Consider the following 21,808-nt stretch of genomic DNA (forward strand, 5'->3'; position numbering starts at 1 on the left):
GTGGGAGCAATCGTTTGGTTCATCGCGGCTTTGGTACTCGGCGGCCTAGAAATGATGGTCGGCGATTTCACGCTGCTCATGCTGGGGGGCGGGGCGCTGGCTGCGGCGGGAGTCTCGGTGGCTGGTGCTCCCCTGTGGGGTTCCACCCTGGCTTTTGCGCTGGTCTCCATCGGATTGATGGTGTTTCTCCGGCCGGCGCTGAAAAAGCGGCTCCAAAAGCCCATGGTGCTCGACACCTCGACGAAGGCGCTGGTGGGAATGCGTGCCGAGGTCCTCGAAGAGGTGGACGGCGGCAACGGTCAGGTGCGGTTGGATGGTTCGATCTGGTCTGCCCGGAGCATGGACCCCTCACATTCGTTTACCGTGGGCGAGCGCGTCACGGTCATTAGTATTGACGGCTCAACGGCCGTCGTATGGAAGGAACCTTAAATGGTCGAAACAATCCTCCTTCTGGTGGTACTTATCTTTGTTGCCACCGTCGTAATCAAGTCCATAGCCCTGATTCCACAGGGTGAAGCTGCGGTGATCGAACGTCTCGGCCGTTATACCCGGACGGTCTCCGGTGGCCTGACCTTTCTGTTCCCTTTCATTGACCGCGTGCGCACCAAGATCGACACCCGTGAACGCGTGGTCTCTTTCCCGCCGCAGGCCGTGATCACCCAGGACAACCTGACCGTGGCCATTGATATCGTGGTGACCTTCCAGATCAATGACCCCGCCCGCGCCATTTACGGCGTGGACAACTACATCGTCGGTGTCGAACAGATCTCGGTGGCGACTCTCCGCGACGTCGTCGGTGGCATGACCCTGGAGGAGACCCTGACTTCCCGTGATGTGATCAACCGTCGCCTGCGCGGCGAGCTGGATGCCGCCACCACCAAGTGGGGTCTGCGCATCAGCCGCGTCGAGCTCAAGGCGATTGACCCGCCGGCATCGATCCAGCAGTCCATGGAGATGCAGATGAAGGCCGACCGCGAGAAGCGTGCCACCATCCTCACCGCCGAAGGCCAGCGTGAGTCCGATATTAAAACCGCCGAAGGCCAGAAGCAGGCCCGGATTCTTTCGGCCGAGGGCGAGAAGCACGCCACCATTCTTCGCGCGGAGGCCGAGCGCCATGCGGCGATCCTGAACGCCGAAGGCGAGCGTGCGGCCAAGTACCTGCGCGCACAGGGTGAAGCGCGTTCCATCCAGAAGGTCAATGCCGCGATCAAGGCTTCCCAGTTGACTCCTGAGGTGCTGGCTTATCAGTACCTGGAGAAGCTGCCGAAGATGGCGGAGGGGCAGGCATCCACCATGTGGATGATCCCGAGCCAGTTCGGCGACTCCCTGGAAGACTTCGCCAAGGCACTGGGCAAGAAGGACGATGAAGGCGTCTTCCGTTATGAGACCACTCCGGTTCCTGAAGAGACCCGGGAGTGGGCAGAGGCAGATAATCTGGAGGAGTGGTTCTCCACCAAGTCTGATCCGGCTATCGCAGCTGCCGTCGCCGCCGCCAATGCGGTGGCGCAGAAGCCGGTTGACCCGGAGCCCGGTGAACTCCTGCCGAAGAAGAACGGCGGCGCACAGCGCGCTGTCCCGACCACCAACTCACTGCCGTCTCCAGCGGCTGAGGACACCTTTGGTTCCGCCAGTGAGCAGCCCTCGCTGCCGGACTGGGGTAATAACCCGGAGACCCCGCGCAGCTGATCCACTTCGGCTGATGCCAAAGCCCGCGTTGAGGCGGCGGCACAGCCTGGAGCACCGCGGCGTCGATAAGCACTGCACCCCGTCACCGAGATGGCCCAGGATGAAACCAGGGCTCGTCCCGGGGCGGGGATTTTTCAGTTATCCGCCGTACAAAAATCAGCCTGAGGTCCAGTCGGCACATAATTCGCGCGGGGCACCGTTCAGCGCCGCGGCGTGCCAGCCGGTCTCCGGGGTCCAGGTTCGGACCTCAGTGAGCGCACGCCCCTCCCCGTGATACGCGGACTGGGAGTGAACCGCCACCACGATCTTTGCCCTGCTGGCCCGGGCCAGGTACAGGAATTCTCCCGGTGGGATATCAATGCTGCTCAGCTGTCGGCCGTCACCTTTGTCCAGGAAGCGGAACCCACGTTTTGATGTGAGGGTGATAACGTGGCCCCAGGACTCATAGCGCAGCGGGTCCTCGGCGGGAGGTTCCACCCGCAACAGGTTCAGGTCCGCGTCCAGGTGGAATGCGGTACCGTTCCCACTGCTGACCAGATAGCCCTCCCCAAAGCGGAATCCCGCTAAAAGCGTCTCTCTCTCAGTCAAGAGGGGGCGCAGACGCGGTGTCTTATCAGGGCCGTCCGACCCCGTCAGTGCCACGGCGTAGTCGAACCTGCCGGAGGTCAGATTGAAGCGGGCGAGCCGGACCAGCCCGTCATCCAGGTCACGGGACAGCTCCCACCCATCGGGAAGCTGCAGTGGGGCTGATCGTTGTGGCGGGCCGGATACCGCCGCCTCGATAGGTTGCGCCACTGATTCCTCCCCGAGCAGGAAAGAGCCCGTAGCGCCGGTCACCACGGCACCCCGGCCGGAATCGGCGCGGAGGCGAAGACCGCTTAGCGGCAGCACCGGGACAGGTATCAGGGTCTCCCCGAGAAAAGCTCCGGTGGCCAAGTCGAAGCTGCGGGCCACCGGGAGTTCCCGGTCGAGGATCCAGAGCCGCGAATCATCGGCGGCCACCTGGGTGTCACGAAAGTGCCGCGGGGAAGGGGGCGGTGCTACCTCATCGAGGCTGACATCAAGGATCAGGTTGCGGGGATGCCAGCCCTGGGCGTCGATATAGCCGTCCTTGGCGGCAGTGACCTCCTGCCAGAACCGGTGCGGTGATTCGAACTGCTGGTGGTAGCCGATCTCGGCGAAGATCCGGGTGATCTTCATATGGTTGAGATAATCCACGGTGCCGTGAGTAGCGTCAAAGAAGTATCCACTGAGGGTCTGATCTCCGATGGCGGGGATCCTGGAGTACAGCGTGGCGGCCCAGCCGTCACCGCGGAACAATGACTCCCAGGAGACCTTTCCCCGGGACACATTGGGTTCTGCATTATGGGGATTGATAAAGCCCCGGCGGCTGCTCAGCAGATTGTCCACTGGCGCAGTACCCGTGGCATCAAAGCCCAAGGCCAGGCGGATGGTCTGGCCGACCCGGTAATCCGGCACAGTGCCCTCCATGGCAACCTCGCTGATCAGTACCCGCAGGAGAGGCCTGCCTGTCAATGACTCCGGGTGAGCGGGGATGGCGGCGAGGTAGCCGGGAACGCTGGCGGTATCCGGTGGCGGCGGAATCAGCTCGGCCGGACCTAGGGCGGGTTGCTCCTGGGCCGGCCCCGGCCAGGCGGGATCGGGAATCTCGGAAGGGAAGGTGATCTCGGTGACCTCCACGCGCTCATCCCGGTGCTCCACGGCAAGCATCACCCCGGTCTCCTGATCAAGGTGGATGACCAGCGGGCCGTGCTCGACGAGGAAATGAATGAGCCAGGTCTTCCGGCCGAGCAGCAGGCCGGTGGTGATGGCGGCTGGCGGGGAAAGGTACCGGGGCAGATTCTCGCTGAGCTCCCGGGAGGACAACACCAGCCAGAGCACCGCGCCGATACCTTGGAACCGTGGGGTGTGGTGATGGGTGGGCACGGGAAGCTCGCCGTCTTCACCGAAGCCCCAGCATTCCTGCCGGTTACGCCGGAGGATCTCAGTGTCCCCGCGGCGCAGGTGCAGCAGGAGCCCGTGCCGGCTGACCTGGAGATCCACTGGGTCTGGTGCGATGAACGGGTCTTCGGGGTGGGTCGCCACGAACAGGGGCTCACCTGCCGAGAGCGCCTGTGTTCGGGCGAGGCGGGCCTGATAGGGCACGGTGTCGCCGTGTCTGAGCAGGTCGATGATCTCCTGGAAGGTGGGGACGGACATGCAACCGAGTTTAAGGAGCCGGGGGACTCAGCGGTCTTCGTCGGGGTGATTCGCCCAGTCGATCAGGTGGACCGCCAGACCTGAGCCGGCATTCTCCGCCTGCCAGCCGGCTGCCTGCAGCCGCTGGGACATGGCCTGTTTGGAGATGCCGAGTTCCTCGGCAGCCTCATTCTGGTTCAGGCCGCGCCGCACCAGTGAGGTGGCCTCGCGGCCTTCAAGGGAGCGCTTGGAGAGCACCTGTCCCAGCAGCTGGAAGGCGGCGGCGATATCGGAGGCCGCAGTTCCGGCGGTCTTGGTGGAGTCCACGACCTTGACCCGGACGGTGCCTGCCCGGGCGCTCCGGCTGGCCGGACCGAAGGCAGCGGTGGCCACGGCGCGGGCGGCAACCTCGACCTTTTCCGGCTGATCAGTCGAGAAGTCCAGGCTGGAGTCGATACCGAGGCCAATGGCCCACTCGCCGTCGGAGAGCAGGGCCATCACCACATCGCAGGCAGCTTGGGCCGAGTCGATGACGGCACAGATATCCTCCACGCCGAGGAGCTCAAACTCGCCGACCCCCTCCAAGGTGGACAGTGCGGCAGCGGAACGCTTCACCAGATCTGCCCGACGAACGGCTTTCCCACGGTAACGGGCATGCACTGCCAGCACGGTAACTTCTCCTTGTTCTCAGGCGCACCGAAAAGAGGCGCACTCACACTCTGAAACTTCAACGATAATTCTCAGTGTACCTGGGAGTCCATGCTTAGGGCTTGACGGGGAGCTTGGTGTCTAAGGCGAGTCCCAGTACTCCCATCACAGCCAGGGCGATGGTGATCGCCACCAGGGCCGGATCGGCCTGTCCGGTGAGGGTGTTGCCCAGCAGGACAGTCACGATGGTGCCCGGTGCGGACCCGACCAGGGTGGCCAGGGCGAAGGGGATCAGCGGGACCGAGGTCAAGGCTGCAACATAGTTGAGCACGGAGAAGGGGACCCCGGCGATCATGCGCAGGGAGGTCACCGCCAACCAACCGCGGTGTCGCAGTCGGGCGTCGATGCCGACGACCGCGGGGTGGGTCAGACGGGGGCGGATCCATTCGCCGAGCAGGCTGCGTACCAGGCTCAGGGAGATGGCGGCGGCGACGGTGGTGGCGGACAGTGCCAGGGCAATGCCCAGCCAGGGGCCGAAGAGAACGCCGGCCGAGAGGGTGAGGAGGGTCCGCGGAATCGGGAATTGGGTGATCAGGACGTAGCCGAACCAGAACAGCACCACAAACCAGTTGCCGGCGGAGTCCGCCCAATCCCGGAGGGTACTCAGCGGGGGAACATCGACCACCACGGTGACGACTAAGAAGCTCAGGAGGGCGGCGATCACCAGGATCCGCCGCAACCAGGACCATTCCAAGAAGGTGGTTATGGCATCGCTGAAGATTCCGGCGAGAAATTGCCCGAGGCTTCTCATCCGGGTGGCGATGCTGAGAGATTTCACGGGAGGTGAGCTTAGTGTGCCTCCGCTGACCTGCCCAAGCCGGGGGTTGTCGGTGTCCGGTGGGTCTGATCCTAATCGCGTGGGAAAATGAAGCGCCCGCCGATCCAGATGGCCCCGGTCGCGGTCAGTGGGATGAGCATCCAGATCGGCCAGAAATCCTGCGGACCATTGGTGATGGCGATGATGCTCCACACCACCAGGCTGATGACGGTGGCGGTGGCGACCATGAAGAAGGGGACTCCGGAGGCTTTTCGGCTGACCTCGCCGGCACCGGTGTGGTGTCGGGCCGGCGCGGGCAGTGGCATGCTCGGTGTTGACCCCTGGTGAAGTTGTACCCGTCGGCCCACTTCACTTAAATCTGCGACGACCTCCTGCGCAGTGTCCTCGTCTGGGGCCTCGGCGATAGCAGCCAGCCTGCGGTCCAGATCCGCCAGGTCGATCCAACCATTGGCGAAGGCATTTTGGGCGGTGGCGAAAGCCGTGGGGCGAGTAGGCTGCGGATCGCTCATGAGCTGGGGTACCTCAATGTCAGGGGTGGGAGGCTAACACGCTGTAGCTTAGTTCAGCACTTTCAAATATTCAGCCCATTCAACGGCACCCGGGAGGTGCGCTCTCCGTTGCCGGAGACGGCGATTTCAGGGGCGCCGGGGTCGGCGGACAGTCACCCGTTCGAATCAATCATGAGAGTTGCTCTAAAGGGTCTGCACTGTTCCAGACGACGTCGAGGACGTGGCTGGCAGTGGGGGAGATATTGCCCGATATTCTCCTAAATTAGGCCTATTAGCTGCGGTGATGAAATGTGAGCTCGGTGGCCCCTGCGGGATTCCAGGCCGCCGGGAGGGAAGATAAGTATTACGTTTGGGGCTCAATTTGATAAACTTATCATTAAAAATACCCCTATGTTGAGATAAGATTTCCGCTAAAGTTTGAGAGGTGAGTTCCCTTCGCCTTCATCCCGCTACCGAGGACCAGGTCCTCGAGGATTCTTTCCGGACGCTGTTTCCTTCGCTCGCCTCGCCGCTGCCGGATGAGGCGACGGACCCTGCACCGCCCCATGGCCACTCTCCGTTGCCGGCGGAGATCGGGGAGCTGTTGCGTGTAGCCGTTGAGTCCTATCACCTCAGCCGCTTCGGTAATCACACCGATCCCGAGCTGGAACCCCTCGCAGACTACTGCGCCCAGCTGGCGACAATCAAGGATCTGCCGCTGGAGTCAACGATCGCCCTGGAACAGGTCGGCTTTGAGCGGGTCAGCGTCAAAGTGCACGCCTACCGGATCTCCGAGGCTGCATCCCTGGCCCAGCTTTTCGGGGAGCAGGCCAGGGAGTACCGGGACGCCGCCTACAGCTATGGCCTTTCGCAGGCGGTGGGTCTGGATCAGGATCGGTGGTTCCTCTATATCGCGGTGCTCACCGCATCTTCCACCATGCGCTGACTCGGGGAAACCCATCCAAGGGGGATAAGTAGCTGCCAGGAGCCCGGGAATCACGGTTTTCAGCCCCCGGACATGCCTTCCTGCAGCTATTCCGCCACGCTCCCCGGTCCCCATGATCAGCAAGTCAGTGCGCCCCGCAACGAAGAAAGCCCTGATCTCAGTGAAGAGATCAGGGCTTTCAAACAATCTGTGCCCGGAGGGGGACTTGAACCCCCACGTCCGTTAATAGGACACTAGCACCTCAAGCTAGCGCGTCTGCCATTCCGCCACCCGGGCTGGGTGTTTGTGTCTTCAACCTCTCGGCTGGGCACTTGCAATACTGTAGCCCGAAGCCTTATTTCTTCACAAATCGGCAGGTAGACAGGGGTTTTTCAGGCCTTGTTAATGACACTGTTGTAATCCTGATGAGGGGAGGGGCCCCGCAGCCGGACTTTCCGCCTTTTCGGCGCCCCTATTGCGGCCCGGCGGCTTCCGGTAACCTCAGGCGCCATGGCCCCGCGTTTCCGGCGCATGCGTACCTGGTCCTGGTTCGTGCCCGAGGATCCCCCGAATGACCGCCCGCTTATCGACGCCGCGCTGGGCCCCAGCACCGCGCCCGGGGCTGGCATCTCCCGAAGCACCTGGCGCTTTCTCTGGGCACACCGCATGGCCTCAATCGGGGTGACAGTGAGCATGCTCCTGGGCAACCTGCTCGGTGCGCTGGTGTCCGTGGTCATCGGCCGGGGGACCGATGCCGCCTTCGGCGAGGGGGAATTGGGTGCGGTGCTGCTCCCGGTGGGCCTGATCATCGGCCTGTTGTTCGTCGGCTTCATTCTCGAGACCACGGGTGACGCCCTGACGGATCTGGGCTCCGCCCGGACCGTGCACACCATGCGTCTGGAGCTCAGCGGGAAGCTATTGCGCGCCCACCACCGCAGATTGGCGCCCGGCACGGTACTCAACACCGTGGACCAGGATTCCGTCCAGGTGGGGGAGCTGAAACAGATCCTGAACTTTCCGGTGATGATGATCGGTTTTCTGATCGGCTCCACGATCGCCCTGATCCCGATCTCCCCGGTGATCGCGCTGCTGCTGCCGATCGTGGGGGTAGGCACCGGGCTGGCCTCCTGGCTGACGGCCAAACCACTGACCCAGGTGTCCGCCCGTCGTCGCGCCGCCGAAACAAGGTCCATCGCGCTGGCCACCGATCTGGCACAGGGCTCCCGGGTGGTCAAGGGCCTGGGCGCCATCGAACAGAGCGAGCAGCGGTTCGCGGTCGCTGCGGATCAGGCACTGGAGATCATGCTGGTTGAGGCCCGCCTGCAGGCCTGGCTGACCTTTCTCCGGCAGCTGGTACCCACCCTCGGCACCATCGGCCTGCTCTTCTACGCCGGAGCCCTCGCCTTCAAGGGGCAGATCACACCCGGGGAGATGATCACCGTCACCCTGCTGGTGCCACCCTCGCTGACCGTCATGGGGCATTCCTTCGGCCTGCTCACCGAAGTGTGGGCCCGGGGTGCCGCCTCCACCGCCCGGGTGGCGGAGCTGGTCCATGATCTGGCCGAAGACCCCGGCGGGCTGCGGGACTCCGCCCCTCCCAGGGCGGTTCCACCAGGCCTGAGCGTGTGGCACCCGCAGTCCGCCACCGAGCAGCAGGCCATGGAACGGGCCCTGGCTCACCTGGCGGAATCCGGGGAGGCTATCTTCGCCCCGCACCGGGTCAGCGTCTTCGAGGGCACCCTGGCCGAGAACCTCGACCCCCTGAACACCGTCCCGCCCCGGCAACTGGTGGCCGCACTCGAGGCCGCCGCCTGCCGCGATATCATCCTCCGCCTGGGAGGAGACCCGGATCATCTCCACGACGCCCGGGATCTGCCGCCGGCCCAGATCGGGGAAGCCGGGTTCAATCTCTCCGGTGGGCAACGCCAGCGGGTGGCCCTGGCCCGGGTGCTCGCCCGCGATCCAGCCGTGCTCATCCTCGATGATCCGACCACCGGGCTAGATGCCGTGACCCTGGATCGGGTGGCCCGCTCGATCAAGCAGTTGCGCTCGCACAGATCGACCATCATCCTCACCGCCAACCCCACCTGGCACGCGCTGGCGGACCGGGTCGTCGACACGCTCGGGGAGCTGCCACGATGAGCACCCCAGCACAAAGCGCCGACCTCCTCCAGCCGGCCACCCTGACGCACTCGTTCCGCCACCTGAGATCCCTACCCAGCCGGCCGGGCCCGCGCTGGTTCCTGCTCGCCCTCCCGGTGTTCCTGTTGACCCTGCTGGGGATGGTCGGCTCCTCAAATCTGCTGGGCTTTTCCGTCGATATCATCGCCGGGCAGTCGCTTCCCCTGCTCGGCGGCGGCGCCCGAGGCTTCGCCCTGCTCCTGCTCCTGGTCGCCGGCTGCCTGCTGCTGGAAACCACCGGCCGCGCCGGGGCCGGCTACCTGATCACCTCACGCACCCGCCGACTCTCGGTGGACCTGCGCAAGGACGCACTGTCTGCCACACTCAAGGCCCCAGTGCCCGAGGTGCTGGCCCTGGGCACCGGCAACGTGATCACCAGACTGACCCAGGACATCGACACGGCCGTCCGCATCACCTCGATGATCGGCGTCCGACTCATGATCACCGTGCTGATGTTCCCGGCCACCCTGATCTCCCTGGGCCTGATCCACTGGGGATACCTGCTGCTTTTCGGACTCGTCGCCCTGATCCTGGTCCCCGGGGTCCGCACCGTCCTCATCCACATCCCCCCGGCGAGCAATATCGTCTCCAGCGCCGAAGCCCGACGCAATAACCTCCTGCTTGACACCATTCGCGGCGCCGAGACCCTGCGCGCCCTGAACCTGGGCACCTGGGCCACCAACAGAATGGCCCTCTCCTCTTGGAACGCGGTGCAGGCCAGGGCAGACCGCACCCCGATCTTCACCCGCATTCTCGGACTCGGCTTCCTCGCCTACGGGCTCCTCCTGCTCAGCTCCTTCGCCCTGGGCACCTGGCTGGTCCATGCCGGCACCCTCAGCCCCGGCGCGGCCACCGCCGCCGTGATCCTCATCGTGCGCATGGAGATCCACGTGTTCAACGTGATGTTCTTCGCCAGCGAGATCCAGACCGCCGTCACCGGACTCGGCCGAGCCGTCTCCCTGGCGACCCTCAGCGGGGGACAGGCGCGCCGGGCAGAACCCGCAGATCTGATACTGGCCCCTGAAGTCAAGATCAGTGGCTTGTCCTACGCTTATCCTGGTGGTGCCGCTGTTCTACAGAACCTGGATCTGACCCTCAGCGCTGGCACCACGACCGCTCTGGTGGGAACCTCAGGGGCGGGAAAATCGACCCTGGCGGCGCTGATCGCCGGGCTGCAGCGCCCGGATGCCGGGCGCGTGTGGCTCGGCGGCGTCGATACGCGGGAGGTCTCTGATACCTGGACCGCCCGGCAGGTGACCCTGCTCAGCCAGGAGGTCCACCTCTTCTCCGGGCCACTGCGCCGAGACCTGCGCATGGCGGCCCCCGGCGCGGCGGATGCGGTGCTTATCGACGCCCTCGCAAAGGTCGGGCTGGCACCGGGTACCGCGCATTTTGCCCGCTGGTTCCCCCAAGGGCTCGACACCCCGATTGGGGCCGGTGCGGAGGAACTCGCCCCGGAGATCGCCCAGCAGATCGCGCTGGCGCGCGTGGTGCTGCGGGACCCGCCGGTCCTGATCATGGATGAAGCCACCAGTGAAGCCGGCAGTGACAACTCCCGGATGCTGGAGCAGGCAGCCACCGCAGTGGCGCAGGGGCGGACCTCCTTGGTGGTGGCTCACCGACTGGATCAGGCGATGGCCGCCGACCGGGTCATCGTCATGGCGCAGGGCGAGATCGTCGAGGACGGCACACCTGCTCAACTGCTGGCCGCCGGGGGCTACTACGCCGGCCTGTACCGACGTTGGCGGCCGGGGGCTACCGGGCAAAACAGCTGAAATAACCTGTGGCTTAGGGTACAAACGAGAATATGAGTACCTACGCACATGACAGCCGTTTCCCCGGTCCTGACCCTTATGCTCCCCTGAAGGACCTTCCAGCCTTCCCACTGAGCTCCCTGGACCTGGAGAATGGGGCACAACTGGGTGTGGAACAGACCGCCGACCACCATCTCTCACCTCACCTGGCCTGGTCCCAGCTGCCCGAGGGCACCAAGTCCCTGGCGGTGACCTGCCTGGATCCCGATGCGCCCACCGGTGCCGGCTACTGGCACTGGGCGGCCTTCAACATCCCGCTGAGCACCACCGAGCTGCCCACCGGTGCCGGCTCCACCAGGGACCTCGGGCTGTCGGGGGTGATCACCCTCAAGGGGGATTCCGGTGATCACAGCTACTTCGGCGCTGCACCACCGGCCGGTCATGGCCCGCACCGCTACCTCTTCGCGGTGCACGCCGTGGGAGTAGAGCAACTGGATATCCCCGAGGATGCCACTCCCACCGTCCTGGGTTTCAACCTCTACTTCCACACCCTCGGTCGCGCAATACTCTGGGGTTGGCACGAGAACAGTTAAGCTGGATCACATTATGGCTAAATCCTCCACCGCCCCTGCCGGGTTCCGCGTTCCGCTTCCGCTCCGAGTCGGCGGCGCCTTCATGGCGCTGGCCCTGGTACTCTTCATCTTCTTGATGATCGAGTGGCTCACCACCGGCTTCTTCGCCCCCTTCGCGGTGACCCCGCGCTTTGTGGTGATCGTGCTCGCCGCCCTGATCCTCGGCGCCTTTGCGACGATGAGCCGTAATCAGGAATCCAGCCGCACCCAGGTCATCGCCCTGGCGGTGGCCATGGTACTGGTGATCCTGAGCCGCTTCCTGCCGAATGAGGCGATCGCCGAGATGGCGCAGGAATGGCTGCTTGGCTATGTCATCCTGGCACTGATCTGTGCTCTGGTGATCCGCCGCTCCATGACACCGAAAACCCCGGCGAAGAATCCGAAGAAGAAGTAACCCCGGAACAGCCACAGCACCGCCCGAAACCACAGCGTGGTCTCGGGCGGTGCTGTTATCTCGCGCTCCGGGGTTGGGGCCCGGAGCCTCAGGCCTCGAGCCAGGGGAGATCGCAGCCGATGGCCTCGGAGATATGGCGGAAGCCGTGCGCCTTGAGCTGGGTGGCGATACCCCGGTGGATGTCACGGATCCAGTCGGGCCCGCCGTAGATGAAGCCGGTGTAGCCCTGCAGCAGGGTGGCTCCGGCGGCGATGCGCTCCCAGGCCTGCTCCGGGGTGGTGATGCCACCGACCGAGATCAGCACCTGCTGATCCCCGACGCGGGCGTAGAGACGCTTGAGGATCTCCAGGGAACGCTCCGCCACCGGCAGCCCGGAAATGCCACCGGCACCCATGTCGGCGACCTCGCGCGCCGGAGTCCGCAGACCCTCGCGGGAGATGGTGGTGTTGGTGGCGACGATGCCCGCTAGACCCAGCTCCAGGGAGAGATCGGCCACGGCGTCGACATCCTCATCGGAGAGATCCGGGGCGATCTTGACCAGCACCGGGATCTCGCCGCTGGCCTCCTGCACGGCCTTGAGGATCGGGCGCAGGGACTCCACGGCCTGCAGGTCACGCAGACCCGGGGTGTTCGGGGAGGAGACGTTGACCACCAGGTAATCAGCCAAGTGGCTGAGCAGGGAGGCGGACCGCCGGTAGTCATCGACAGCCTCCGCCGCCGGAACTACCTTGGTCTTGCCGATGTTGATGCCGATGATGTCCTGGGATTTGCGACGACGCAGGTTCCCGGCGACCTCCGCGGCCCCGTCATTGTTGAAACCCATCCGGTTCAGAATGGCCTGGTCAGCCTTGAGGCGGAAAAGTCGGGGCGTGGGATTGCCGGGTTGTGGGGAGGCGGTGACGGTGCCGAGTTCGGCATAACCGAAACCGAGCGGCGACCACACATCCGGGGAACTGGCGTTCTTATCGAAACCGGCGGCCAGCCCTAGCGGCCGGGGGAAGGTGACCCCGAAGACCTCCTGGGAGAGACTCTCATCTTTGACCGGGAGAACCTGGCCCATGGCCCGGTTCGCCGGTCCGAGGAACTGTGCCGCGCCCAGCGCGTTATTGATGTACCCGTGGATCCGCTCGGGACGGATGGTGAACATCACCTTGAGCGCGCTGTCGTAGAGCTTCTTGCGGAGGGGGAATGGTGTGGCCATGGTGTTATCTCCTCAGTCGAGGTGGGGGCGAGGTCAGAAGATGAATCTTTAAGGAACCCGCTGGATCAGGACAGCGGTTGTGCAATAACCTGGAGACCATCACCGGACTCCGAGGCAGCGAGCAGCGTGCCATCGTCGAGGACGAGGATGTTCTTGGCATCGGCCACCGAGTTCACCTGGCCCTTTTCCGTGGGGACACCCTCGGAAATATCGTAGGCCGTGATGGTGTTCGTCGCGGTGGCGGCGATCCACGCCAGGTTATTGGCCGGATCCCAACTGATGCCCCAGGGGCTTTCCTCCACCGGGGCAGTCTGATGCAGCCGGATGATGTCGCTGGCGGAGTAGACCGCGATCTGGGGAGCGAGGTTATCTGAGGCCAGGACCAGTCCATCCGGGCCAGCGGCAATCTGGCCCACCCCGATGCCGACACGCAGGGTGGCACCCTGCTCATTTTCCGTCCAGTTCACGTCCTGGATCAGGGTCTCCGGATTCCAGGTGCGGATCACGGCATCGGGCTGTCCCTCGACCGGCACGGAGATCAGCTGGGTGTTGGCGCCCTCGACCACGAAGGTCTCCGGCTCCTGGCCCTCGCGGTAGATGCTCAGCGATTCATCGATGTCATTGCCCACCAGCAGTTCGCCGGTGGAGGTCTGGGTGGCCACGGTGGCGGGGCTCTCCACGGCGACAACATTGTTCAGCGCCGGGGCGGCGGCGTCAATCAGGTAGACATCGGTACCGCAGGGCAGGGTGAAGGTATCACCGGAGCCGCTGACCGCGAGATCACCGCAGGTGGTGTCAATGTCGAGGACGGTGGCATCCCCGGACTCTTGGGCGGCGAGATCACCGATGCTCAGCGTGGTCTCCGAGCGCAGGGCGATGATCTCCCCGGCGCGCTCCATATCGGTGACATGTGCCCGCTCGGCGGGAAGTTCGATGATGCGGCCAGCCGGGTTGCTGGCCGCCGGGGAGACGAGGGCCGCCGCGTTCCCCATTTCCGGGCCCGGTTCCGGCACACTGCCGGTGGTACAACCACTCAGGAAGACGGTGGCCGTAGTGGCCAGGGAGCACAGGATCAGTCCACGCTTTTTCACAAGTTTCAAGCCTACCAGCAGGCACTATCGGGAGACGTCGTCGAGCGCCTTGCCGATCGCGCGGGGGAGGGTCTTGCCCGCGGCGTCGAGCAGTTCCGCCAACTGGGTCCGGGTGCGCACCCCGACCACGGCACTGGAGACCCCGGGGCGGTCCCGGACCCAGGCCAGGGCGGCCACCGATGCGGAGATCCCCAGACCTGCGGCCGCGGTACTCAGCGCCTCGACGATGGTGCGGGTGTGATCTCCCAGATAGGCGTGCACCTCCGCCTCACGTTCGGAATTCCCGGCCGGGGTGGGGATACCGCTGCGGTACTTGCCGCTGAGCACGCCCTGGCCCAGGGGGGCGGCGGCGATCACCCCGACCCCGAGGTGCTGGGCGGCCGGTACCAGCTCCTCCTCAATGCGGCGTACCAGCAGGGAGTATTCATTCTGCGCGGCGACGATCCGCCCCGGGGTGGCAGCCCCGGTCACGGCCAACTGCCACCCGGTGTAACCGCGGACCCCGGCGTAGCGCACCCGACCGGTACGCACGGCGTAGTCGAGGGTGTCAGCCACCTCTTCGGGTGGAGTTCGGTCATCCCAGTGCCCCACACTCCACAGGTCCAGGTGGTCGGTGCCCAAGGTGCGCAGGGTGGCATCGAGCTGGGAAAGCAGACGTCGCCGGGAGCTGTCGACCCGGCTGCCGATCGGGGAGTGCGGGTCCACTCCACCGGCTGCGGAGATCACCAGTTCCTCCCGGGAAACCGTGCCTCTTAGCTGCTCAGCGAGAATTTCCTCGGCGGTCCCCGGACCTGAGACCCGGGAACAATCAATCAGGGATCCGCCGTGGTCCAGGAAAATCCGGAGCATATCGCCGGCTTCCGTGGCCGTCACACCAGATCCCCAGGTGGAGGTTCCGAGACCAATTTCCGAGACCCGCAAGCCGCTGACGCCGAGCAATCTTTGTTCCACGGGATCAACTCTAGTAGTACCGTTGTCCGCGTGAATGATCTGACAACGTTGGCGCAGTCCACTGCGGATGCCGCCACCGCCGGGGAAATGACCTGGCTCCAAACCATTGTCCTGTCCATTGTGCAGGGACTCACCGAGTTCCTGCCTGTCAGTTCCTCCGGTCACCTCCGGATCGTCTCCGAGCTGTTCTGGGGGGTTGATGCCGGGGCCTCCTTCACCGCCGTGGTGCAGCTCGGCACTGAATTAGCGGTGCTGGTGTTTTTCGCCAAGGACATCTGGCGGATCCTCAACGCTTGGTTCCGGGGCCTGTTTAACAAGGAGCAGCGCAACTTCGACTACCGCATGGGTTGGTACGTCATCGTCGGTTCCGTCCCGATCGGCGTCGCCGGAATCCTCTTCCAGGATCTGATCCGTGACAGCCTGCGCAACCTGTGGATCACCGCCACCGTGCTGGTGCTCTTCTCCTTCGTGTTCATCATCGCCGAGAAGGTGGGCAAGAAGGAACGTGATTTCGAGGATCTGACCATGAAGGACGCCCTGATCATGGGCTTCGCCCAGTGCCTGGCGCTGATCCCGGGTGTCTCCCGCTCGGGAGGAACCGTCTCCGCCGGTCTGTTCACCGGTCTCGACCGGGAGGTGGCCACCCGATTCAGCTTCCTGCTCGCCATCCCGGCGGTGCTGGCCTCCGGGCTGTACTCGCTTCCCGACGCCCTCTCCGGTGAGGCCGGTGGCCAGATGGCCTCCGCCCCGATGCTCATCGTCGGCATCATCATCTGTTTCATCCTGGGTTATGTCTCGATCGCCTGGCTGCTGAAGTTCGTCTCCCACCACTCCTTCGCCTGGTTCGCCGTCTGGCGTATCCCGGTCGGCCTGCTCGTCATGCTGCTGCTGGCTACGGGGGTAATGTCCCCGCTGTGATCGCGTGACTGAACCGAAACGTTAGAGTGTGTGTCATGCAATCCTGGCCCACTCCTTCGGTTCCTGACGCGGCAGGCTCGCCCGTCCCCCTCGCTCTCTATGACACGGCAGACCAACTCGTCCGCCCCGTGTCGCCGGGGGAGACCGCCGGCATGTACGTCTGCGGCATCACCCCCTATGACTCCACCCACCTGGGGCACGCCGCCACCTACCTGACCTTCGACCTGGTCTATCGCCAGTTGCTCGACAACGGTCACCAGGTTCACTATGTCCAGAACATCACCGACGTCGACGACCCGCTCTTCGAACGCGCCGCCCGCGACGGTATCGATTGGCGCGATCTCGGCACCAGCCAGATCAACCTCTTCCGCTCCGACATGGAGACTCTCCGGGTGATTCCGCCGCGCGATTATATCGGCGCCATTGAATCCATCGATGAAGTCATCGACCTGGTGTGCAAGCTGATCGACGCCGGCGCCGCCTATGTCGTCGATGACGCGGAGTACCCGGACGTCTACGCCTCCATCGAGGCCACGAAGAACTTCGGCTACGAATCCAACTACGACCGCGAGACCATGGAGACCTACTTCGCCGAGCGCGGCGGCGACCCCGAGCGCGCCGGGAAGCGCGACCCGCTGGACGCCCTGCTGTGGCGGGCACGTCGAGAGGGGGAGCCCAGCTGGGAGTCCCCCTTCGGGGAAGGGCGCCCCGGCTGGCACATTGAGTGCTCGGCCATCGCCACGAACCGGTTGGGGGCCAACTTCGATATCCAGGGTGGCGGCTCGGACCTGATCTTCCCGCACCATGAATTCTCTGCGGCCCATGCTGAGGCCGGTCATGGCTGCGACCGGATGGCTGACCACTACGTCCACGCCGGCATGATCTCCCTGGACGGGGTGAAGATGTCGAAGTCCCTGGGCAACCTGGTCTTCGTCTCCAAGCTCACCGCCGCTGGGCATGATGCCGGTGCCATCCGCCTGGGTGTCTTCGCCAGCCACTACCGCTGTGACCGCGACTGGTCCGATGAAGTGCTGGCACAGGGGGAACAGCGCCTGGCCACCTGGCGTGACGCCGTGGCCAGCGCCACTGACGGCAATGCCGCCGCCGAACTGGTGCAGCAGCTGCGGGAGCGGCTGGCCGATGACCTGGACACCCCCGGCGCCCTGAACCTCATCGACCGCTGGGCTGCGGGGATCAACGGATCCGGGGCGGCAGGGGAGCCGCTGACTCCGGCCGGTGAAACCCTCAACACCGCCATCGATGCGCTGCTCGGTGTGAAGCTGCACTAGCAGCTTCTCAGAACCGGATCCCCGGTGTTCGGCCTCTCCGCCGGCACCGGGTTTTCGCTGCCGGAGCCAGGATTGGCCTGACGTTCAGGGAAAGTTTTCCGGCGCTAAGCCTGCAGGTTAATGAACATCCGGTATGAATAGAGCCATGAGCATTCGCGCCACCTTCCAGCCGACGGTTGATGAATTCATCGACAACCTCGAATCCTTTGCCACCGGCAGTTACCTCAAGCCCGACGAGAAAGAGTTCTGGGAGGAGCCGTTCGACGCGGCTGTGCTCCCGGAACTGCGGGACATCCTGGAGAAGTTCCTCGACGCCCTCGATCTGCTGGCCGGCGATCCGCCCGTGGAAACTCTGGTCAAGGTGGTCCAGACCACCATCGATGACCTGGATACCTTCAACGTCCGCAACGCCGACGCGGTGATCGAGCCGGAAGAGAAAGAAGAGCTGACCCAGCTCCTCCACCAGGCCTGTGCCGCCACCGGCGTGGAGGCCGCGGTCATCGCAGAACTCCCCGAAATGGATTAACAGCACGCAGGCCTTCCGCAGAGGACGGCCGACACTTCCACCGACAACCCCGACCGGCCTGAGGCATGTTCGCCGCAGGCCGGTTTTCTTATGCCCACAGGCACGGGGCGGGGGATAAGCCGCGGGATTCATAGGGGATCCTTTAGCACGGCGGGAGGAAGTCCTCATTCCGTAGAACGCAACCTGAAAATAGCATTACCTAAGTCACATAATTGTATTTCTTGTGATCTAACACCGCCCATTTTCAAGAGTTGTCGATTCACCGCAGGAGGATCCTTGATGCGATCGGCTCGAACCATAGTTTCTGCCTTGCTCACCATCCCGTTGTTTCTGACCGGATGCTCAGCTGCCACACCGCCCTCAACTGAGGAGGATGGGCGAGCGCCGGTCACCTTGACTCTGGCCACCAGCTTCAACCGCTCCCACTCCAACAACGATGGCATGTGGATGTTCGTGGAGAACCTGAAGGAGAATGCCCCCTGGATCACCATCGACTACAAGGGTGGACCTGAGGTCATGGCGCCCAATGTGCTCATCGAGGGGGTCTCCGCAGGTGTCTTCGACATGGGTTCCCTGCCTGGCGACTACTACGTCGACCAGATGCCTGCCATGAACGTTCCCCGCTTCACCCCGTACTCGCCGATGGAGGAACGTGAGCTCGGTATCACCGCCATCTACGACGAGATGCACCGTGATCAGCTGGGGATCACCTACCTCGGGCATTCCGTGGCAGGCATGGCACAGGTGATCCTCGTGGATACCCCGATGACGGAAGCGAACCTACAGGGAAAGTCGATCCGTACCTCAGCCGCCACCTCCGGCATTGTGGAATCACTCGGCGGCGTACCGGTGGACCTGCCGGGCGGGGAGGTCTACACCGCCCTGGAGCGCGGTGTCGTCGACGGCGCCAGCTGGGCCGCCGTGGGGCCTTCCAGCCTCGGTCTTCAGGAAGTAGTGGGCTACCACCTGGCGCCCCGGTTCTATGAGTCCGTGGCCAACCTGGTGATGAATGAAAAGACCTGGGAGGACCTCGATGAGGACACCCGACAGGCGATCACGGACACCATCGCCGAGAGCGAACCCGAGATCTTTGAGCACTTCCTGAGGAAATCTGTGGATGAGACCCGGGAATGGGAAGCCGCCGGGGTCGAAGAGACCATCCTGCCCGATGCCGAAGCGGACAAGATCTTTGAGATCGCCTACCACGAGCAGTGGGAACAACTGCCCTGGGAGGACATTCTCGCCACCACACCGGATGCCGCAAAACTCAAGGCCGCCTATGAAGAGGGCCTGAGTGGAGATTTGGCGGACGCCGTCCCCGGCGGTGCCACCATCGAGCGCACCCTCAACCTGATTGAGGCACTGGAGCAGGAGAAGAAACCATGAGCCGACCAGATGACCGCATTGAGGTCGTAGACCTCGGTGCGGAAGCAAATACCCCGCACGACTTCAAAGACCTCAGTTCCCGGATCTACCTGCCACAGCGGGTGCTGCAGGGCATCGGGGCAGCACTGCTGCTTGTTCTTTCAGTCTTCATCACCATTGCCGTGATCCTGCGCTACACCGGCAACGGCATCATCGGCGCCGTCGAGATCGCCGCGCTGCTGATGGTGGTGATCACCGTCCTGGTCATCCCCGCCGCCACCGCCGCGGATGAGAATTTCCGGGTGGAGGTCGCCGACTTCTTCGTCAAGGAAAAAGGGCTGCGCGCCCTGGACGTGTTGAGCCTGGTGGTTCAGCTGCTGGTCGCCTTCTTCCTGGCCGCTGCCGCCATCGACCTGCTCATCAACGACATCCTCACCCGAACCACGATGGGCGGGGAACTCGAACTCCCGCGCTGGCTGCTCTCCCTGCCGGTGGCCGCAGGCTTCATCGGAATCGTGTACTCGACGATCATCGCCATCATCAAGTTCCGATCCACCAGGGTCGACCGACACATCTACCCGGAGGCCTGAGCCATGGAATGGTTTACCTTTCTTCCGCTGTTTATCCTTGCCCTGGTGGTGGTGTTGCTGCTGCGCATCCCCGTCGCCTTCGGCATGCTCGCCATCGGCATTATCTCCAGCTTCATGATCTTCGAGAGCTTCTCCGCCGCCTCCAAGCTGGTGGGCCTGAGCGTGATCAGCTCCGTCAACAGTTTCACCTTCTCCGCCATCCCCCTGTTCATCCTGATGGGTGAGATCCTGTTCCGATCCCGCATCGCCCAGGACGCCCTGGCTGAGATCTCCATCCTGATGCGCGGGGTGCCCGGCCGACTGCCCATGGTCGCGGTGGCCGGCGGCGGTGCCTTCGGTCTGCTGTCTGGCTCCTCACTGGCCAATACCGCGCTGTTCAGCCGCACCTTGCTCCCCCAGATGCGCGACGCCGGCTACAACCGTGACCTAGCCGCAGGCTCGATCCTGGCCTCCGGTGGCCTGGCGATGGTGCTGCCCCCGAGTGCCCTGGGCATCCTCTGGGGCGGTATCGCCCAGGTGCCGATCGGACCGCTGATGATGGCCGGCATCATCCCCGGCATCCTGATGGCGGTGGGATACGTGATCATCGTCCTGTGGCGCAGCCGCGGCGACAATGACGTCAAGGTCGCCGACACCACCCACCGCTCGCCCCGCGACGTGCTGCGCGGTGTCTTCAAGAACCTGCTGATTCCCGGGATCCTGGCCTTCATCATCCTGGGACTGATCTTCTTCGGAATCGCCACCCCGACGGAATCCGCCGCCCTGGGTGCCACCGCTAGCGTCATCGTGGCGGCAGTGATCGGTCGGCTCAAGCCCCGGGAACTGTGGGACGCCGCCATCGCCTCGGTACGCACCACCACAACCATCTTCTTCCTCGTGATGGCCTCGACACTGTACTCCCAGATCATGGCCTACATGGGTGCCACCCAGGGGCTGGTGGCCTGGCTGACCGAATCAGTCTCCAACGGCGTCCTCATGATGGCGATCATCATCATCCTGCTGGTGATTCTCAGCGCCTTCATCGATCAGGCCTCCATCATGATGATCACCGCACCCCTGCTCATGCCCATCGCCCTACAGTTCGGCTGGAACGGCATCTGGTTCTCCATCATCGTCCTGGTCACCCTCCAGATCGGCAATATCTCCCCGCCCTTCGGTATGGGATTGTTCGTGATGAAGTCCACGGCTCCATGGATACCGATGTCCGCGCTCTACAAGGCCGCGATCCCGTGGATCATCTCCGACCTGGTCGTCGTGGTGATCCTGGCGCTCTTCCCCTGGCTGGTCATGGTGATACCCAACCTGATGAGTTAACTTCGGGGCCACCCCACGCAGTACCGCACCGAGGTCCGGGCCCACCGCCCGGACCTTGGCATTTCACCCACCCCAGGAAGTCTGACCCAGGCCGAACCCGGCTGAGCTGCTAGAATAGCCGCCATGCTCAAAGCGATCTTCTGGGACATGGACGGCACGATGGTGGACTCCGAGCCACTGTGGGGCGAGGCGACTTTCGAGCTCAGCGAAGCTTTGGGGAGGCGGCTGACCCCGCAACTACGAGAGTCCACCGTGGGAGGCAGCTTCCCCAACACTCTCTCGGTGTGCGCCCTCCACGCCGGGGTGGAACTGCACGAGGAAGACTACCCGCGCTACCGCCGGAAGATGTTTGACCGGATGGCCGAGCTGTTCTCGGACAACCTCACCCCGAACCCCGGAGTGCGGGAACTACTCGGCGAACTCAAACGCCAGGAGATCCCCATGCTCGTGACCACCAACACCGAACGCGAGCTGGCGGATTCCTGCATCGACGCGGTGGGACGGCACTTCTTCTGCGACTCCGTCACCGGCGATGAGGTCCCCGCCCCCAAACCCGCCCCGGACATGTACCTGGAGGCGGCGCGCCGGGTGGGTGCGGATCCGGCGCATTGTCTGGTTTTCGAGGATTCCTTCGCCGGGATGTCCGGTGCGATTGCTGCCGGATGCAAGGTAATCGGTCTGCCGGAGGACCCCCGGGGGCCGGTCCCGGAGGGGGTGACGCTGCTGCGTTCGCTGCATGGAACTAACTCATTCCAGGGGGTGACGGCGGCCCATGTGCATGATTGGTTCGACCGTATCCCGCATTAATTTCGGTGGCG

The 21,808-nt window shown here is 64.2% G+C and carries 21 protein-coding genes and 1 tRNA gene; 14 read left to right on the forward strand and 8 right to left on the reverse strand.

The annotated features are described in order from the left end of the window. The gene (locus ACTU46_RS03270) at nt 1–429 is read left to right on the forward strand and encodes an NfeD family protein (protein ID WP_443378935.1); all 429 of its coding nucleotides are present in this window, start codon (nt 1–3) and stop codon (nt 427–429) included. After that, nucleotides 430–1,686, forward strand: coding sequence for an SPFH domain-containing protein (locus ACTU46_RS03275; protein ID WP_443378938.1), 1,257 nt, complete (start codon nt 430–432; stop codon nt 1,684–1,686). Between the two features lie 156 nt (nt 1,687–1,842). Here the strand turns inward: ACTU46_RS03275 and ACTU46_RS03280 are convergent, their stop codons facing one another. The 4 genes from ACTU46_RS03280 to ACTU46_RS03295 all read right to left on the reverse strand — a co-directional run bounded on the left by ACTU46_RS03280 (nt 1,843) and on the right by ACTU46_RS03295 (nt 5,880). Then, nucleotides 1,843–3,906: a hypothetical protein gene (locus ACTU46_RS03280; RefSeq protein ID WP_443378941.1), complete on the reverse strand. Its 2,064-nt coding sequence runs from the start codon at nt 3,904–3,906 to the stop codon at nt 1,843–1,845. Nucleotides 3,907–3,933: 27 nt separating this feature from the next. Beyond that, entirely contained in the window at nt 3,934–4,554 is a 621-nt protein-coding gene (locus ACTU46_RS03285; protein WP_443378943.1) for a MarR family transcriptional regulator, read from the reverse strand. 94 nt (nt 4,555–4,648) lie between these two features. Continuing rightward, on the reverse strand, nt 4,649–5,344 hold the full coding sequence (locus ACTU46_RS03290) for a TVP38/TMEM64 family protein (RefSeq protein WP_443379446.1): 696 nt from the start codon (nt 5,342–5,344) through the stop codon (nt 4,649–4,651). Nucleotides 5,345–5,442: 98 nt separating this feature from the next. Then, a complete protein-coding gene (locus ACTU46_RS03295) occupies nt 5,443–5,880 on the reverse strand; it encodes a hypothetical protein (RefSeq protein WP_443378945.1) in 438 nt (145 codons plus the stop codon). 424 nt (nt 5,881–6,304) lie between these two features. Between ACTU46_RS03295 and ACTU46_RS03300 the strand changes: the two genes are divergently transcribed. Further along, nucleotides 6,305–6,805: a hypothetical protein gene (locus ACTU46_RS03300; RefSeq protein ID WP_443378948.1), complete on the forward strand. Its 501-nt coding sequence runs from the start codon at nt 6,305–6,307 to the stop codon at nt 6,803–6,805. A 190-nt stretch (nt 6,806–6,995) separates the two neighbouring features. Here ACTU46_RS03300 and ACTU46_RS03305 read toward each other — a convergent pair. Next, nucleotides 6,996–7,081: transfer RNA gene (locus tag ACTU46_RS03305), tRNA-Leu, on the reverse strand. 213 nt (nt 7,082–7,294) lie between these two features. Between ACTU46_RS03305 and ACTU46_RS03310 the strand changes: the two genes are divergently transcribed. From ACTU46_RS03310 to ACTU46_RS03325, 4 genes are read left to right on the forward strand one after another with little or no spacing between them, the layout of a single operon-like run. Continuing rightward, on the forward strand, nt 7,295–8,926 hold the full coding sequence (locus ACTU46_RS03310) for an ABC transporter transmembrane domain-containing protein (protein WP_443378951.1): 1,632 nt from the start codon (nt 7,295–7,297) through the stop codon (nt 8,924–8,926). Further along, nucleotides 8,923–10,740: an ABC transporter ATP-binding protein gene (locus ACTU46_RS03315; protein ID WP_443378954.1), complete on the forward strand. Its 1,818-nt coding sequence runs from the start codon at nt 8,923–8,925 to the stop codon at nt 10,738–10,740. Before ACTU46_RS03310 ends, ACTU46_RS03315 begins: the two co-directional genes overlap by 4 nt. 32 nt (nt 10,741–10,772) lie before the next feature. Then, nucleotides 10,773–11,312, forward strand: a complete 540-nt coding sequence (locus ACTU46_RS03320; RefSeq protein WP_443378955.1) for a YbhB/YbcL family Raf kinase inhibitor-like protein — start codon at nt 10,773–10,775, stop codon at nt 11,310–11,312. Nucleotides 11,313–11,325: 13 nt separating this feature from the next. Then, entirely contained in the window at nt 11,326–11,745 is a 420-nt protein-coding gene (locus ACTU46_RS03325) for a DUF7937 domain-containing protein (RefSeq protein WP_443378957.1), read from the forward strand. A gap of 88 nt (nt 11,746–11,833) precedes the next feature. Here the strand turns inward: ACTU46_RS03325 and ACTU46_RS03330 are convergent, their stop codons facing one another. The 3 genes from ACTU46_RS03330 to ACTU46_RS03340 all read right to left on the reverse strand — a co-directional run bounded on the left by ACTU46_RS03330 (nt 11,834) and on the right by ACTU46_RS03340 (nt 14,988). Then, nucleotides 11,834–12,946, reverse strand: coding sequence for a quinone-dependent dihydroorotate dehydrogenase (locus ACTU46_RS03330; RefSeq protein WP_443378959.1), 1,113 nt, complete (start codon nt 12,944–12,946; stop codon nt 11,834–11,836). Nucleotides 12,947–13,011: 65 nt separating this feature from the next. Beyond that, nucleotides 13,012–14,037 (reverse strand): hypothetical protein, encoded by a 1,026-nt coding sequence (locus tag ACTU46_RS03335; protein WP_443378961.1) that lies wholly within the window; start codon nt 14,035–14,037, stop codon nt 13,012–13,014. Nucleotides 14,038–14,061: 24 nt separating this feature from the next. Next, nucleotides 14,062–14,988 (reverse strand): aldo/keto reductase, encoded by a 927-nt coding sequence (locus ACTU46_RS03340; protein WP_443378963.1) that lies wholly within the window; start codon nt 14,986–14,988, stop codon nt 14,062–14,064. An 87-nt stretch (nt 14,989–15,075) separates the two neighbouring features. On the opposite strand from ACTU46_RS03340, the gene ACTU46_RS03345 reads away from it, so the two are divergent. From ACTU46_RS03345 to ACTU46_RS03375, 7 genes are all read left to right on the forward strand, one after another. After that, nucleotides 15,076–15,906 (forward strand): undecaprenyl-diphosphate phosphatase, encoded by an 831-nt coding sequence (locus ACTU46_RS03345; RefSeq protein WP_443379449.1) that lies wholly within the window; start codon nt 15,076–15,078, stop codon nt 15,904–15,906. A 35-nt stretch (nt 15,907–15,941) separates the two neighbouring features. Continuing rightward, nucleotides 15,942–17,195 carry a cysteine--1-D-myo-inosityl 2-amino-2-deoxy-alpha-D-glucopyranoside ligase gene (gene mshC, locus ACTU46_RS03350; protein WP_443378966.1) on the forward strand — a complete coding sequence of 418 codons (1,254 nt, stop codon included), beginning with the start codon at nt 15,942–15,944 and terminating at the stop codon, nt 17,193–17,195. A 145-nt stretch (nt 17,196–17,340) separates the two neighbouring features. Next, a complete protein-coding gene (locus tag ACTU46_RS03355) occupies nt 17,341–17,721 on the forward strand; it encodes a hypothetical protein (protein ID WP_443378968.1) in 381 nt (126 codons plus the stop codon). A 309-nt stretch (nt 17,722–18,030) separates the two neighbouring features. After that, nucleotides 18,031–19,107, forward strand: coding sequence for a TRAP transporter substrate-binding protein DctP (gene dctP, locus ACTU46_RS03360; protein ID WP_443378970.1), 1,077 nt, complete (start codon nt 18,031–18,033; stop codon nt 19,105–19,107). Beyond that, nucleotides 19,104–19,676 carry a TRAP transporter small permease gene (locus ACTU46_RS03365; RefSeq protein ID WP_443378972.1) on the forward strand — a complete coding sequence of 191 codons (573 nt, stop codon included), beginning with the start codon at nt 19,104–19,106 and terminating at the stop codon, nt 19,674–19,676. The genes dctP and ACTU46_RS03365 overlap by 4 nt, the downstream gene beginning before the upstream one ends. Before the next feature lie 3 nt (nt 19,677–19,679). Then, nucleotides 19,680–20,990 (forward strand): TRAP transporter large permease, encoded by a 1,311-nt coding sequence (locus ACTU46_RS03370; protein WP_443378974.1) that lies wholly within the window; start codon nt 19,680–19,682, stop codon nt 20,988–20,990. Between the two features lie 123 nt (nt 20,991–21,113). Then, nucleotides 21,114–21,797, forward strand: coding sequence for an HAD family hydrolase (locus ACTU46_RS03375; RefSeq protein WP_443378977.1), 684 nt, complete (start codon nt 21,114–21,116; stop codon nt 21,795–21,797). Nucleotides 21,798–21,808 lie beyond the last annotated feature (11 nt).

Origin of the sequence: Corynebacterium sp. A21, assembly GCF_052266655.1 — a bacterium.
Taxonomy (GTDB): Bacteria; Actinomycetota; Actinomycetes; order Mycobacteriales; family Mycobacteriaceae; genus Corynebacterium.

Excerpts from the sequence above, each read along its gene's own strand:
- ACTU46_RS03275 (WP_443378938.1), top strand. The coding sequence starts at position 430 with ATGGTCGAAACAATCCTCCTTCTGGTGGTACTTATCTTTGTTGCCACC.
- ACTU46_RS03280 (WP_443378941.1), bottom strand. The coding sequence starts at position 3,906 with ATGTCCGTCCCCACCTTCCAGGAGATCATCGACCTGCTCAGACACGGC.
- ACTU46_RS03290 (WP_443379446.1), bottom strand. The coding sequence starts at position 5,344 with ATGAGAAGCCTCGGGCAATTTCTCGCCGGAATCTTCAGCGATGCCATA.
- ACTU46_RS03295 (WP_443378945.1), bottom strand. The coding sequence starts at position 5,880 with ATGAGCGATCCGCAGCCTACTCGCCCCACGGCTTTCGCCACCGCCCAA.
- ACTU46_RS03310 (WP_443378951.1), top strand. The coding sequence starts at position 7,295 with ATGGCCCCGCGTTTCCGGCGCATGCGTACCTGGTCCTGGTTCGTGCCC.
- ACTU46_RS03315 (WP_443378954.1), top strand. The coding sequence starts at position 8,923 with ATGAGCACCCCAGCACAAAGCGCCGACCTCCTCCAGCCGGCCACCCTG.
- ACTU46_RS03320 (WP_443378955.1), top strand. The coding sequence starts at position 10,773 with ATGAGTACCTACGCACATGACAGCCGTTTCCCCGGTCCTGACCCTTAT.
- ACTU46_RS03325 (WP_443378957.1), top strand. The coding sequence starts at position 11,326 with ATGGCTAAATCCTCCACCGCCCCTGCCGGGTTCCGCGTTCCGCTTCCG.
- ACTU46_RS03330 (WP_443378959.1), bottom strand. The coding sequence starts at position 12,946 with ATGGCCACACCATTCCCCCTCCGCAAGAAGCTCTACGACAGCGCGCTC.
- ACTU46_RS03345 (WP_443379449.1), top strand. The coding sequence starts at position 15,076 with ATGACCTGGCTCCAAACCATTGTCCTGTCCATTGTGCAGGGACTCACC.
- mshC (WP_443378966.1), top strand. The coding sequence starts at position 15,942 with ATGCAATCCTGGCCCACTCCTTCGGTTCCTGACGCGGCAGGCTCGCCC.
- ACTU46_RS03355 (WP_443378968.1), top strand. The coding sequence starts at position 17,341 with ATGAGCATTCGCGCCACCTTCCAGCCGACGGTTGATGAATTCATCGAC.
- ACTU46_RS03365 (WP_443378972.1), top strand. The coding sequence starts at position 19,104 with ATGAGCCGACCAGATGACCGCATTGAGGTCGTAGACCTCGGTGCGGAA.
- ACTU46_RS03370 (WP_443378974.1), top strand. The coding sequence starts at position 19,680 with ATGGAATGGTTTACCTTTCTTCCGCTGTTTATCCTTGCCCTGGTGGTG.
- ACTU46_RS03375 (WP_443378977.1), top strand. The coding sequence starts at position 21,114 with ATGCTCAAAGCGATCTTCTGGGACATGGACGGCACGATGGTGGACTCC.